Source organism: Cryptosporangium sp. NPDC051539 (genome assembly GCF_044454545.1).
GTDB lineage: Bacteria > Actinomycetota > Actinomycetes > Mycobacteriales > Cryptosporangiaceae > Cryptosporangium.
Window position 1 is genome coordinate 275,317 of the sequence record NZ_JBITDV010000003.1, and the last position, 12,412, is coordinate 287,728.

General features: G+C 73.2%; 10 protein-coding genes. 5 read left to right on the forward strand and 5 right to left on the reverse strand.

Annotation, left to right across the window (positions count from 1 at the left end):
* Nucleotides 1-67: 67 nt before the first annotated feature.
* A complete protein-coding gene (locus tag ACIBZJ_RS11560) occupies nucleotides 68-1,561 on the forward strand; it encodes an esterase/lipase family protein (protein ID WP_395928263.1) in 1,494 nt (497 codons plus the stop codon).
* A gap of 33 nt (nucleotides 1,562-1,594) precedes the next feature.
* Here ACIBZJ_RS11560 and ACIBZJ_RS11565 read toward each other — a convergent pair whose 3' ends face one another.
* Nucleotides 1,595-3,046, reverse strand: a complete 1,452-nt coding sequence (locus ACIBZJ_RS11565) for a GntP family permease (RefSeq protein WP_395928265.1) — start codon at nucleotides 3,044-3,046, stop codon at nucleotides 1,595-1,597.
* A gap of 187 nt (nucleotides 3,047-3,233) precedes the next feature.
* On the opposite strand from ACIBZJ_RS11565, the gene ACIBZJ_RS11570 reads away from it, so the two are divergent.
* The 3 genes from ACIBZJ_RS11570 (at nucleotide 3,234) to ACIBZJ_RS11580 (ending at nucleotide 6,119) form a co-directional block, all read left to right on the forward strand.
* Complete coding sequence (locus tag ACIBZJ_RS11570) at nucleotides 3,234-3,677, forward strand: pyridoxamine 5'-phosphate oxidase family protein (RefSeq protein ID WP_395929093.1); 444 nt, start codon at nucleotides 3,234-3,236, stop codon at nucleotides 3,675-3,677.
* A gap of 143 nt (nucleotides 3,678-3,820) precedes the next feature.
* Nucleotides 3,821-5,092: an MFS transporter gene (locus ACIBZJ_RS11575; RefSeq protein ID WP_395928267.1), complete on the forward strand. Its 1,272-nt coding sequence runs from the start codon at nucleotides 3,821-3,823 to the stop codon at nucleotides 5,090-5,092.
* Between the two features lie 31 nt (nucleotides 5,093-5,123).
* On the forward strand, nucleotides 5,124-6,119 hold the full coding sequence (locus ACIBZJ_RS11580; RefSeq protein WP_395928269.1) for a LacI family DNA-binding transcriptional regulator: 996 nt from the start codon (nucleotides 5,124-5,126) through the stop codon (nucleotides 6,117-6,119).
* Here ACIBZJ_RS11580 and ACIBZJ_RS11585 read toward each other — a convergent pair.
* The 3 genes from ACIBZJ_RS11585 to ACIBZJ_RS11595 form a co-directional block, all read right to left on the reverse strand.
* Complete coding sequence (locus tag ACIBZJ_RS11585) at nucleotides 6,049-7,041, reverse strand: heme-dependent oxidative N-demethylase family protein (RefSeq protein WP_395928271.1); 993 nt, start codon at nucleotides 7,039-7,041, stop codon at nucleotides 6,049-6,051. The genes ACIBZJ_RS11580 and ACIBZJ_RS11585 overlap by 71 nt on opposite strands.
* The gene (locus tag ACIBZJ_RS11590; protein ID WP_395928273.1) at nucleotides 7,041-7,880 is read right to left on the reverse strand and encodes an aldo/keto reductase; all 840 of its coding nucleotides are present in this window, start codon (nucleotides 7,878-7,880) and stop codon (nucleotides 7,041-7,043) included. Before ACIBZJ_RS11590 ends, ACIBZJ_RS11585 begins: the two co-directional genes overlap by 1 nt.
* A 79-nt stretch (nucleotides 7,881-7,959) precedes the next feature.
* A complete protein-coding gene (locus tag ACIBZJ_RS11595; RefSeq protein WP_395928275.1) occupies nucleotides 7,960-8,655 on the reverse strand; it encodes an SDR family NAD(P)-dependent oxidoreductase in 696 nt (231 codons plus the stop codon).
* 102 nt (nucleotides 8,656-8,757) lie between these two features.
* Here ACIBZJ_RS11595 and ACIBZJ_RS11600 point away from each other — a divergent pair, with 102 nt between their 5' ends.
* Nucleotides 8,758-9,618, forward strand: coding sequence for a helix-turn-helix transcriptional regulator (locus ACIBZJ_RS11600; RefSeq protein ID WP_395928277.1), 861 nt, complete (start codon nucleotides 8,758-8,760; stop codon nucleotides 9,616-9,618).
* Here ACIBZJ_RS11600 and ACIBZJ_RS11605 read toward each other — a convergent pair.
* The gene (locus ACIBZJ_RS11605; RefSeq protein WP_395928279.1) at nucleotides 9,603-12,317 is read right to left on the reverse strand and encodes a tetratricopeptide repeat protein; all 2,715 of its coding nucleotides are present in this window, start codon (nucleotides 12,315-12,317) and stop codon (nucleotides 9,603-9,605) included. The two genes, ACIBZJ_RS11600 and ACIBZJ_RS11605, sit on opposite strands and share 16 nt — an antisense overlap.
* Between the last annotated feature and the right edge of the window lie 95 nt (nucleotides 12,318-12,412).

Below are 12,412 nucleotides of genomic sequence, written 5' to 3' on the forward strand. Positions count from 1 at the left end.
TGGTTGCCCGGAAGCGCCGGCACGCCGCTCGCCTCCACACTCGCCTCACCGATGGAGGGGGGCCGCGATGGTCGAGGACCTGCCGATCGTGTACGTCCGGGGGTTCGCCGGCGGCACCGACGGCATCAACCGGGTGGTCACCGACCCGTTCTACGGGTTCAACGAAGGCTCGACCGCCATCCGGGTCGGCGGCGACGGGGAACCGCTGTTCCACCAGTTCGAAAGCCCGCTGCTGCGGCTGCACCTCGACGAGGGGTACGAGATCGGCGGCCCACCGGCGTCGCTCGACGAGGCCGGGGAGGTCGCGCCGAACAGCATCTGGATCCACCGCTTCTACGACGTCTCGGCCACCACCTGGGGCGACAAGCCGCAGGAGTACAGCCTCGAACGCGCCGCCGACGACCTGTACACGCTGATCCGCAAGCTCCGCGACAAGACCGGCGGGAAGCGTGTCCACCTGGTGGCGCATTCGATGGGCGGGCTGATCTGCCGGTGCCTGCTGCAGAAGGTCCTGCCCGACCGGGGCGAGAACCCGGCCGACCACGTCGAGAAGCTGTTCACCTACGCCACGCCGCACGGCGGGATCGCGTTCGACATCGGGTTCGGCCTGCTGGAGCGGGCCCGCGACCTGACCGGGATCTACGGTGCGGACGTCTTCGGGCGCGAACGCATGTACCAGTACCTGACCCCGGCCGCCCAGCGCGGCGGGAAGCCGCCGGACGACTGGCGGCCGGAGGAGATCCCGCCGGGCTCGTTCCCGCTGGATCGGGTCTTCTGCCTGATCGGCACCAACCCGGAGAACTACGACACCGCGCACGGCCTGTCGGCGCTGGCCGTCGGGCCGAAGAGCGACGGGCTGGTGCAGATCGAGAAGGCGTACGTGCCGGGCGCGCGGCACGCGTTCGTGCACCGCAGCCACAGCGGGCCGTACGGGGTGGTCAACTCCGAAGAGGGTTACCAGAACCTGCGCCGGTTCCTGTTCGGCGACCTGCAGGTACGGGTCGACCTGGTCGGTGCGCTGCCGGTCGCCACCCGGCACGACGTGTCCTGGCAGGCCGAGGTGCGACTCTCGATCCGTGGGCTGGCGATCGTCATGCACGAGCAGACCGCTGAGCACTGGTGCCCGATCCAGCTCTCGCTGCCGGTCGGGCAGGACACCGCGGACACCCCGTATCCGCTGCTCACGCTGTTCCTGTCGAGCCGGGCCCCGCGGCCCGACCAGGCCACCGGCATGCGCTACGGCCTGCACCTGCGGCTGCTCTCGGTCGAGCAGTCCGACCACACGCTCTGGTTCGGCAATCACCTGGAACGGGTCGCGGACTTCGACGACATCCTGATCGTCGACATGGACACGGGTGCGGCGGGGCTGACCGCGGCGGCGAAGTGGAACTCCGAGATCGGTGGTGCGCTCCGCGACTACGAGCCGGGTGAGGCGGAGCGCCTGGCCGACGAGAACCCGGTGCCCGGCGTCTGGGTCGCGAGCGTCCCGCTGCCGGCCGTCGCGCGCCCGATCCTCGGCCCCGCCGCCCGCCTACGCCTGACGGTCACCGCCCGGGGCTGAACGCCCGGCGGCGACCGGCCGGAACGTCTGCCGTCAGACCACCACGCTGAGCAGGAGGACGCCGATCAGGCCGCAGACCGAGATGAGGCACTCCATCACCGTCCACGTCTTCAGGTTCTGGCCGACCGTGGTCCCGAGGTACTCCTTGATCAGCCAGAAACCGGCGTCGTTGACGTGGGAGAGGAACAGCGAGCCGGAGCCGATCGCGAGCACCATCAGCGACACCATCGGCGACGAGAGGTCGGCCGCCACCGGGGCCAGGATGCCCGACGCGGTCACGGTCGCGACGGTCGCCGAGCCGGTCGCGACCCGGATGAGCACCGCGACGATCCACGCGAGCAGCAGCACCGGGAGCGCGCTGCCCTCGACCGCGTTCGCGATGATCTGGGCCAGGCCGGTGTCGATGAGGACCTGCTTGAGGCCGCCACCGGCGCCGACGATGAGCAGGATCCCGGCGATCGGCGGGAGCGAGTCGCTGAGCGTCTTCGAGATCGCGCTGCGGTCCATGCCGCCGCCGCGGCCCAGGCCGACGATGCCGACGAGCACCGCGATCGTGAGCGCGATCAGCGGTGTGCCGATGAAATCGACGGCGTCCTTCAGCGTGTTCTCGGCGTCCGGCGCCACGACGTCGGCGATCGCCTTGGCCAGCATCAACACGACCGGCAGGAGGATGCACGCGAGGGTCACGCCGAACGACGGGCGGCGGCGGGCCGGCGCGCCCGGGCCGTCCGGGTCCTCGGCCGCCGCCTCGCGGGCCTCGGCCGTGCCGGTCGCCGTGCCGGCGGCGTCTCCGCCGGTGGTGAACAGATCGGGCACCGGGATGTCGACCCACTTCGCGGCGAACCGGCTGAACAGCGGTCCGGCGATGATCACGGTGGGAATCGCGACGAGAATGCCGAGCGCCAGCGTCAGCCCGAGGTTCGCGCTCAGCGCCGACACCGCCACCAGCGGACCCGGGTGCGGCGGCACCAGCCCGTGCATCACCGACAGGCCGGCCAGCGTCGGAATCGCGATCCGGAACAGCGGCAGCCCCGACCGGCGGGCCACCAGGATGATGACCGGGATCAGCAGCACCACACCGATCTCGAAGAACATCGGCAGCCCGATGATCGCCCCGACCAGCGCCATCAGCCACGGCAGCGACCGCGGTCCGGCCCGCCCGACGAGCGTGTCGACGATCTGATCGGCGCCACCCGAGTCGGCGAGCAGCTTGCCGAACATCGCGCCGAGCCCGATCAGCAGGCCGACCGACGCCATCGTGTCGCCGAACCCCTTGCTGAAGCTGGTCGCGGTATCGGCCGCCGCGAGTCCGGCGCCGAGCCCGAGCCCGATCGCGCCGACGGTCAGCGCGATGAACGGATGCAGCTTGATCCAGGTGATCAGCACCACGACCACCGCGATACCGATCAGCGCGGCGATGATCAGCCGCGGATCCGAACTCGCCGGCTCCGGCGCGTCCGCCGCCAGCACAGTCACGAACTGCATGAGGCCTCCCGGGACCCGAGGACAGGCGACGCCGCCCGCGTTGGACGCTTACCCACGCCACCTCACCCGTAACTTCACCTGACGCGGACGCCTACTGTCCGGTAAACCGGAAGGCGACCTGGATCGAGGAGGCGCTGTGGTCGACAGTGACGTGCTCAGCACACAGAAGCGTGGACGCCGGATCGCGATGTCGAAGGAGGAGCTCGATGCGTTCCTCTCCGACAGCCGCACCTGTCGCGTCGCGACGCTGACGTCCTCGGGCGCGCCGCACGTCTCCCCGCTCTGGTACGTGTGGGACGGGACGTCGCTCTGGCTCTACTCGATCGTGAAGAGCCAGCGCTGGGCCGACATCGTCCGCGACCCGCGGGTGGCGGTCGTCGTGGACGCCGGGCACGAGTTCTTCGAGCTGCACGGTGTCGAGCTGCGCGGCACGCTCGAGCAGGTCGGCGAGGCGCCGCGCACCGGCGCGGAGTCGATCACCGAGCTCGAGGCGGCCGAGAAGCTGTTCGCCGCGAAGTACTTCGGCGCCACCGGCGACGGCCCGATGCACCACGACGGCCGGCACGGCTGGGTGAAGCTCACCCCGTCGAAGATCGCCTCCTGGGATCACCGGAAGATCGCTGACCTCTAGGTAAACCCCTCCCGGGCAGCGGGCAGCCTGTGACCTTCCGCACTAGAACGTTCCAGGGGAACCCGAGCTACGCTGGTGTGCGTTGACCTGCGTTTCTCGACCGCGCACCGTGGCGCCTTCGGAACCGTTATCCGGGAGGGGTTGTGGAACCGGTTGCTCCGGCGCGCCGTCTGGCCGCCGTGCTCTCGCTGGCGCTCGGTGGCTTCGCGGTCGGTCTGACGGAGTTCGTCGCGATGGGCCTGCTGCCGGAGATGGCACAGGGCCTGCTGCCGTCCGAGTACGTGCGTTCGATGCCCGACGCGGTCGCGCACACCGGCTGGACGATCACCGCGTACGCGCTCGGCGTGGTGGTCGGCGCTCCGCTGCTCGCGGCGCTGACCGCCCGGATGGGGCGCAAGAAGCTCGTCGTCCTGCTGCTCGCGCTGTTCGTGATCGGCACCGTGGCCTCCGCGGTCGCCCCGAACTTCCCGCTCGTGCTGATCGCCCGCTTCCTCGCGGCGCTGCCGCACGGCGCGTACTTCGGCGCGGCCGGGATGGTCGCCGCCACGCTGATCGGACCGGGCAGCCAGGCCAAGGGCTTCGCGGCCGTGCTGTCCGGGCTGACCGCGGCGAACGTCTTCGGCGTCCCGCTGATCACCGGCCTCGGCCAGGCGACCAGCTGGCGGGTCGCCTATCTGGCGATCTCCGGGATGTTCGTGCTCACGCTCGTCGCGGTGCTGGCGACCGTGCCGCCGATCGCGGCCGCACCGGGCGGCTCACCGCGGGCCGAGCTGGCGGCGTTCGGCCGGCCCCAGGTGTGGCTGGCGGCCGCGGTCGCCGCGATCGGATTCGCCGGGTTCTTCTCGGTCTACAGCTACATCGCCCCGATCACGACCCACGTCGCCGGGCTGCCGGAATCCGCGGTCCCCTGGGTGCTGGCCACGATCGGCGTCGGCATGACCGTCGGCAACCTGCTCGGCGGTGTGATCGGCGACCGGAACATCAAGCGCAGCATGCTGCTCGGCATGAACGCGGTGATCGTCTCGGTCGTGCTCTTCGGCCTGCTGGCCTCGCACCCGGTCGGCTTGTTCGTCGCCGCGTTCCTGGTCGGGGCCGCCTGCCTGGTCAACGCACCGGCCCTGCAGGCGCGCCTGATCTCGGTCGCCCCCGGTGCGCAGCTGATGGGCGCGGCGATCAACCAGTCCGCGACGAATATCGCCAACAGCCTCGGCGCCGCGCTCGGCGGCGTGGTGATCGCCCGCGGCCTCGGCTACACGTCCCCGGCCTGGGTCGGCGCCGCGCTCGCCGTCGTCGGGCTCGGCCTCGCACTCGTCAGCTTCCGCCTCGACCGTCGTCAGGCTTCTCGTCCTTCTTTCGACGTCGAGCCGGGCGCCACCGTGGGCGGCATCCCCGCCGCCGCCGCCAACCGGGGCTGAGCGGGTTCGCGGAGGTCAGTACTCTTCCGGGATGCGTACCGGACGGCCGACGCTCGCGGACGTGGCCGCGCGGGCCGGGGTGTCGACCGCGCTGGCGTCGATCGTCATGCGCGAGGCGCCGGGGGCCAGCGCCGCGACCCGCCGCCGGGTCCTCGAGGTCGCGGCGCAACTCGGCTATCACCCCGACAGCCGGGCCCGGCTGTTGCGCAGCGGGCGCAGCCGCCTGCTCGGCGTCGTGTTCGGCGTGCAGCACGCGTACCACGGAGATCTGGTCACCGGCCTCTACGAAGCCGCCGAAGACCTCAAGTACGAGCTGACGCTCAGCGCGGTGACCGACCGCAGGGACGAGCGGACGGCGATCAACAGCCTGCTCTCCGACCGGTGCGAGGCCCTGATCATCCTGGGGCCGCAGTCCTCGACCGCCGAGCTCGCCGCGCTGGCCGCGCGGATCCCGGTCGTCGGCGTCGGACGCGGGCTGCGCCACCACGCGCTGGACGTCGTCCGCAACGACGACGTGCTCGGACTGCACCTGGCCGTCGACCACCTCGTCGGTCTGGGCCACCGGCGGATCGTCCACATCGACGGCGGCCGGATCCCGGGTGCCGCCGAACGGCGCCGCGGGTACCAGGAGGCGATGCGCCGCCACGGGCTGGACACGGGGGTGAGGGTGCTCCCCGGCGGCCCGACCGGCGAGGACGGTGCCGCCGCGACCGCCGGGCTGCTGGCCGACCCGCCGACCGCGATCACCGCTTTCAACGACCTCGCCGCGACCGGCGTGCTGGACGCGCTGCGGCGGGCCGGACTGACCGTGCCCGGTGACGTGAGCGTGATCGGCTTCGACGACAGCCGGTTGGCCCGGCTGACCTATCTCGACCTCACGACGATCGCGCAGGACACCGCGGAGATGACCACGCTGGCCGTCGGCCGGGCGATCGACCGGATCGAGGGCACCGTGGTCAGCCGGCGGGAGCTGGTGATTCCGCCGCACCTGGTCGTCCGGGGGACAACAGCCAGTCCGCCGCGGTAGCCCGGAACGGCGACAGGCCCTTGTACGACGCCATGTCCTCGGGGAGCTCCCGCAGCACCCGCCCGAAGCGGGTACGCCACTCCGGCACCGTGGCGAGCTCCTCGAGCGAGCACAGGTACGTCCGGATCAGGAACAGGATCGCGCCGGAGTACCCGAGCCGGATCAGGTGCTGCACCTCGACCCGCAGGTACAGGCGCCCGGCGAGCTCGTCGCCGGTGAACCCGGCCGACGCGGCCCGAGCCGGGCCCCAGGTCTCGTAGGCCTCGGTCGACTGGTCGAGGTGGCCGTCGAGCGTCGCCGACCAGTTCGTGCGGCGGTACTCCTCGTTCGGCCGCAGCCGCATCAGGAACCGTTCGGCCCGGGACACCACGCCGTCGGCCCGGATCCGCGGCACCGGGCCGTGGATCTCGGAGAACGCCATCCCGACGTCGAACCCGAGCGACCAGCCGGCCGCGAACGTGACCACGCCGGCGTCCGCCCAGAGCGCCCCTTCGCGCTGATCCAGCACCACGACGTCGTCCTGGATCTGGGAGGCGAGGAACCCGAGCGGCCCGCCCGGGAGGTCGTCACCCACCGCGAACGTGCAGTCGGCGTCCAACCGGGCGTTGCGCCAGCGGTAGCCGCGGCCCACGGTGTCCAGCCGCATCTCGTCGGAGTACGTGGAGGCGAGCTCGCGCAACATCGTCAGCAGCGCGTCCCAGCAGGCCGGAACGGCGTGCGGCAGCACGCACGAACGGCCCGGGTCCGCCTGCAGGATCCGGGCGCGCTCGGCGAGGTCGGAGCGGTAGTTCTCGTCGACGTCGAGGATCCGCGCGCCCCACTCACCGGCCTCGGTGCGGACCGGCGTCCGGGCCCGTTCCACGTTCGTGCCGTAACGGAACGTGTCGGCGCGGAACGGGAACGGGAACCCTTGGATGGACATCAGCCGGTGATGGCAGCCACTTCGGCCTGGGTCAGCTGGATGCTCGCCGCGGCCAGGTTCTCCTCGAGGTGTTCGACCGAACCGGTGCCGGGGATCGGCAGCATCTTCGGCGAGCGCGCGAGCAGCCAGGCCAGCACGATCTGCCGCGGCGCGACGCCGTGGTCGACAGCCGCCTGCTTGACGGCGCCGGTGTCGGCGCTGATCGGCGCCCACGGCAGGAAGACGAGCTCCTCCTGCTCGCACAGGTCGACGACGGTCTCGGACGACCGGTCTTCGACGTTGTAGCGGTTCTGCACCGACACGATCGGGGTCAGGCCCTGGGCGATCGCGATCTGCGTCTCGTCGAAGTTCGAGACTCCGAGGTGCCGGATCTTGCCGGCCTTCTTCGCCTCGATGAGGACGCCGAGCGACTCCTCGATCGGGACGTTGGGGTCGGGCCGGTGGAACTGGTACAGCGGGATCTGCTCGAGCTTGAGGCGCTTGAGGCTCCCGTCGAGCGCCTTGACCAGGTGCTCGGGCGTGCCGTTCACCGGCCACTGGCCCGGCCCGGTGCGCTCGAGGCCGCCCTTGGTCGCGATGACCAGATCGTCGGCGTACGGGTACAGCGCCTCGGCGATCAGCTCTTCACTGACGTGCGGCCCGTACGAGTCGGCCGTGTCGATGAAGTTGACGCCCAGCTCGACGGCGCGGCGCAGGACGGCCTTGGCGACCTCGCGGTCCGGCGGGTCGCCCCAGATGCCCTGGCCGGTGATGCGCATCGCGCCGAACCCGAGGCGGTTGACGGTGAGGTCGCCGCCCACGTCGATCGTTCCGGCGGCAGCGGCATTGGGCTGAGTCATGCGGCAGGACTCCTTCGGATCGAGGACCTTCACCCAGAAACCTACGCCCGCCCGCGGAAGTTGGCCCGCGGGCCGGGAGCTACCAGGGAACCGTGCCGTTACGGTCCTGGAACGTACCGGTGGGGCCGTCGGGGGTGACGGTCGCGAGGGCGACGATCGCGTCGGTGCCCTCTTCGACGGTCTGCGGACCGCTGTGGTTGTTGAAATCGGTCCCGGTCCAGCCGGGGTCGACGGCGTTGATCCGGATTTCCGGCAGCGCCTTGGCGTACTGCGTGGTCAGCATCGTCAGCGCGGCCTTGGAGGAGGTGTAGAGCGGCAGCGGGAGCGTCGATTCGATCCGGCCGGGGTCGTGCGTCACCCCGAACGAGCCCAGGCCACTGCTGACGTTGACGATGACCGGCGCGGCGGACGTCTTCAGCAGGGGCAGGAACCCGTGGGTGACGCGGACGACACCGACGACGTTCGTGTCGTAGACGTGCGCCGCGTCCGCGGCCGTGAGGTCGGCGGCCGGAGCGTGGCGGCCGGGGATGCCGGCGTTGTTGATCAGCACGTCGATGTGCCCCTCGTGGGCCGCGACGTCGGCCACGGCGGCCGCGACCGACACGTCGTCGGTGACATCGATCTGGACGAAACGGGCGCCCAGGCTGTCGGCGGCGGCGAGCCCGCGCTCCCGGTCACGGGCGCCGACCAGGACGGTGTGGCCGAGGGCGGACAGGCGGCGGGCGGTTTCGTAGCCGAGGCTCTTGTTGGCTCCGGTGATGAACGTGATCGTCATGACTCGACCGTGCGCCTGCCCGCGGCGCGCCACCAGAGAGGCCTCGACGGTAGGACCAGCAGTACCAGGGTGGTCCGCGCCGCCGCGGGGAATCATGGGGGCATGGCATCGGACGCCCTGGGCGAAACGCTCCGGACCTGGCGGGACCGGCTCTCGCCGGCCGACGCGGGGCTGCCGGTCGCCGCCAATCGCCGGGCCGCCGGGCTGCGCCGCGAGGAGCTGGCGAGCCTGGCCGGGCTGTCGGTCGACTACGTGGTGCGCCTCGAGCAGGGGCGCGCGACGACGCCGTCCGGGCAGGTCGTGGCGGCGCTGGCGCGGGCGCTGCAGCTCGATACGTCCGAGCGGGACCATCTGTACCTGCTCGCCGGGTTGCAGCCGCCGGTTACCGGACTGATCTCGGATCACGTGCCGCCGGGAGTGCAGCGGCTGATCACCCGGCTCGGAGAGATCCCGATCGGGGTGTTCGCGGCCGACTGGCAGCTGATCCGCTGGAGCCCGCTCTGGGCCGCGCTGATCGGTGACCCCGCCTTGGTGCCGCCGGCCGACCGGAACCTGGTTCGGGGCCGGTTCGGGCTGGTGAGGGAGAACGTGCTGGCCCGGTGGCCGGTCCGGTCGGAGCTGGGACCGGAGGTGCTCGAGCACGCGGTCGTGTCCGACCTGCGCGCGGCGGAGGCCCGGTACCCGGACGATCCCCGGGTGACCGGCCTGATCGCGGAGGCCCTGGCCGGGAGCGCGCGGTTCGCGGCGATGTGGGCGTCCGGGACGGTGGGACGGCACATCGCCGACCGCAAGACGATCGAGCACCCGGTCGTCGGCCCGGTGCTCGTCGATTGCGACGTCCTGACCGTGCCGGGCGCCGACGTGCGCATCGTCACGTACACGGCCCCGGCCGGCTCCCCCGACGCCGAGAAGATCGAGTTCCTCCGGGTGGCCGCCCCGGCGCTCGGTCAGCGAGGGCCGTAAGCGGCGAACCAGGCCCAGTGGGCGGGGTCGGCGAACGGAGCCGGCTGCTCGGCGCGCTCGGCGACCACGGCCAGCGCGGCGGCGTCGATCTCCGGGCGGTCGGCCGCCCAGGCGAGGAGGTCGTCGCCGGTCACGGTGCGGGCCCGGCCCTGCGCGGCGCGGACGGCCGCGTACGGGCCGGCGCCCTCGGCCAGCGCGTCGGAGAACCAGGTCGTGAGCACCGCGCCGGTCAGGGCGTCGACCGGGCGGCCACTGGCCACGACGGCGGTCGCGCCCGAGCGCAGCAGCGCGGCGATCAGCGGGGCCGGTGCCGCACCGGCCTCGCCCGGTGCGAGCAGCACGGCGGTGCCGCTCCACGGCAGCCCGGCGAGCCGGAACGGCGCCAGCCGGTCGGGACCGCCGTCCGGACCGGCGAGCAGCAGTCCGCTGCGCCGCGGACGCCGCGGGTCGGCGACGACCGGGCAGGCGAGGTGCACGAACGGCGTTCGGGCCAGCGCCCCGGCCAGCCGGTCGGCGGTGACCGCGGGCCCGCAGATCGGTGCGGTGCCGAGCGTGCGCGCGCCGTGGGCGGCCGCGGCCCGGGCGAACGGCTGGTCGCCCAGCGGGTCGGCGAACACGTACCCGGAGCCCGGAAGTACGGGGCGCGGGGCTCCGGGACCCGCGACCGTGGGGCCCGGGCCGGCCCGGAACGCCGCCGGGACCACGGGCAGCAGCGTGACGTCGCTGTCGTGGGGCGGGGGCAACGCGCCCCGGGCCACGGCGACGACCGGCGTGCCGCTCCGCACGGCGGCCTCCACGACCGTCCGGAGCCCGCGGTCGACCGGGGTGCCGGGCGCCCACGGCTCGGGCGGACCGTCGGCCACGACCTCGGCCACGACCGGGGCGTCGGCGGCGGCGGTGAGCGCGTACACGCCCCGGACGCCCGTGAACGCGACCACGACCGTCGCACCGACCGTCGCGCCCGGGCTGTCGCCGTCGGCGTCGGCGCGCTCCAGCAGGGCGAGGGCTTCGTCCGGCCGGCCCAGGCACAGCGCGACCTCGGCGGCGTCCGCATGAGGGGGTTCGGGAAGCCCCTCGGACGGGAACGTGCCACCGGCGCGGTCCCGGAGTTCGTCGGCGGCGGCACACGCCTCGGTGAGCAGCGCGGCCGTCGACTCGGTGACCGTACCGTCGACGAGGTCGAGCCGTCCGAGCGTGCCACCGGCGGCCAGGCGCACCACCGGGTCGCTGCTCGATCCGAGCGCCTCCAGGCGCGCGCGCAGCTCGTCGAGGCCGCCGGACCCCTGGTCGAGGAGGAACCGCACGAGCCCGGACAGCGCCTGGGCCAGAGCCGCGTCGCCCGCGCCCTCGGCGAGGGCAGCCGCTTCCCGGTGGTAGGCCTCGGCCAGCGTGTCCGCGCCGTAGCGGGTGCAGAGCTCGGCCGCGACCCCGGCCAGTTCGGAGAGCACCGCGCCGTCGGGGCCACCGATCTCGGCGAGCGCCCGCGCCCGCGGGAGGAGTTCGAGCACCTGCAGCTCCGCCGAGCCGCCGAGCAGCCGGCTCTGCGCGACGACCGCGACCAGCTCGGTGCGGGCGTCGCCCAGCGCCGCGGCCTGGATCCGGGCGCGTTCGAGCAGCCCCCAGCCGGCCGCGTCGTCGCCGCGCTGCAGCGCGAGCCGCCCCTGCCCCGCCCACACCCTCGGCATCACGTGCGCCGCGCCCAGCGACGACCACATCACTTCGGCGAGCTGCAGCTTCGTCTGCGCCTCGCCGAGCCGGTGCTCGGCCAGCAGCACTTCGGCCTCCTCCAGCGACCGCGTCCCGACCGTCGCCGGTGCACCCACCGCGACCACCGACGCGAGCTCCGGACGCAGCCCCTGCATGGCGGCCTCCGCCGCGGCCCGGAACGCCGGGTGCGCGGTCGTCGGGAGCTGGCCCGCGGCCGCGCGCCGCTGGGTCTCGGCCTCGACGGCCCGGACCCGCGCCGCGTACCCCTCGGTGTAGTGCTTCGGGTCCGGCGGCTGGTACAGCGCCCCGGCCAGCTCGTGCGCCCGGACGAACGCCTCGGTCGCGGTCGGCGGGTCGCAGTCCCGCGCCGCGCCGGCGAGCGCCACCACCGCCGGGTACTCCTCCGACGGGGTCTCCGCCTCGCGCAGCAGCGCCGCCGCGGCCCGCAGCCGCTCGACGCCGGGTGCGCTCCGCCCCCGGCGGCACAGGTCACGCCCGAGCAGGAGGAGCATCGCGGCCCGGTCGGCCGGAGCGACGCCGGGCTGCTCGAGCGCCTCCTCGTAGTACCCGGCGGCCCGCGGGTCGTCGGTGCGGGCGAGCAGGTCGGCGTAGTTGCGCAGCACGGTCACCCGGCCCGGGCCGGGCGGCACGGTCCGGACCAGCTGGACCGCCTGCCGGAAGTACCCGTCGGCACGCTCGAGGTCGGAAGCCGCGACCTCGACGAACGCCATGCCGCTGACCGCGGCCCCGGCCAGGTGGGGGTCGCCGAGCGCCTCGGCGACGTCGAGCGCGCGGCTGTAGTAGTTGCGGGCCACGTCCAGCCGGCCGGCCGTGCGGGCGCACTGGCCCAGCATCCGGTAGGCGAGGAACCCGTTGGTGTGCGGGCCGACCGCGGCGACCAGTGGCAACGCGCCGGCCAGCACGCGTTCCGCCTCCGCCGTGCGCCCCTGCTCGAGCAGCGTGTGTCCGCGGACGATGTGGTCGCGCAGCACGGATTCGGAGGTGACGTCAGGGCGCCGACGCTCCCTACCAAACATGCCCGACCCCGATCTTCGACCAACTCCGGCAGGGTATCGACGCCGGACAA

Bases quoted from the DNA above. Each gene is read 5' to 3' on its own strand.
- ACIBZJ_RS11560 (WP_395928263.1), top strand. From the start codon at position 68: ATGGTCGAGGACCTGCCGATCGTGTACGTCCGGGGGTTCGCCGGCGGC.
- ACIBZJ_RS11565 (WP_395928265.1), bottom strand. From the start codon at position 3,046: ATGCAGTTCGTGACTGTGCTGGCGGCGGACGCGCCGGAGCCGGCGAGT.
- ACIBZJ_RS11570 (WP_395929093.1), top strand. From the start codon at position 3,234: ATGTCGAAGGAGGAGCTCGATGCGTTCCTCTCCGACAGCCGCACCTGT.
- ACIBZJ_RS11580 (WP_395928269.1), top strand. From the start codon at position 5,124: ATGCGTACCGGACGGCCGACGCTCGCGGACGTGGCCGCGCGGGCCGGG.
- ACIBZJ_RS11585 (WP_395928271.1), bottom strand. From the start codon at position 7,041: ATGTCCATCCAAGGGTTCCCGTTCCCGTTCCGCGCCGACACGTTCCGT.
- ACIBZJ_RS11590 (WP_395928273.1), bottom strand. From the start codon at position 7,880: ATGACTCAGCCCAATGCCGCTGCCGCCGGAACGATCGACGTGGGCGGC.
- ACIBZJ_RS11595 (WP_395928275.1), bottom strand. From the start codon at position 8,655: ATGACGATCACGTTCATCACCGGAGCCAACAAGAGCCTCGGCTACGAA.
- ACIBZJ_RS11600 (WP_395928277.1), top strand. From the start codon at position 8,758: ATGGCATCGGACGCCCTGGGCGAAACGCTCCGGACCTGGCGGGACCGG.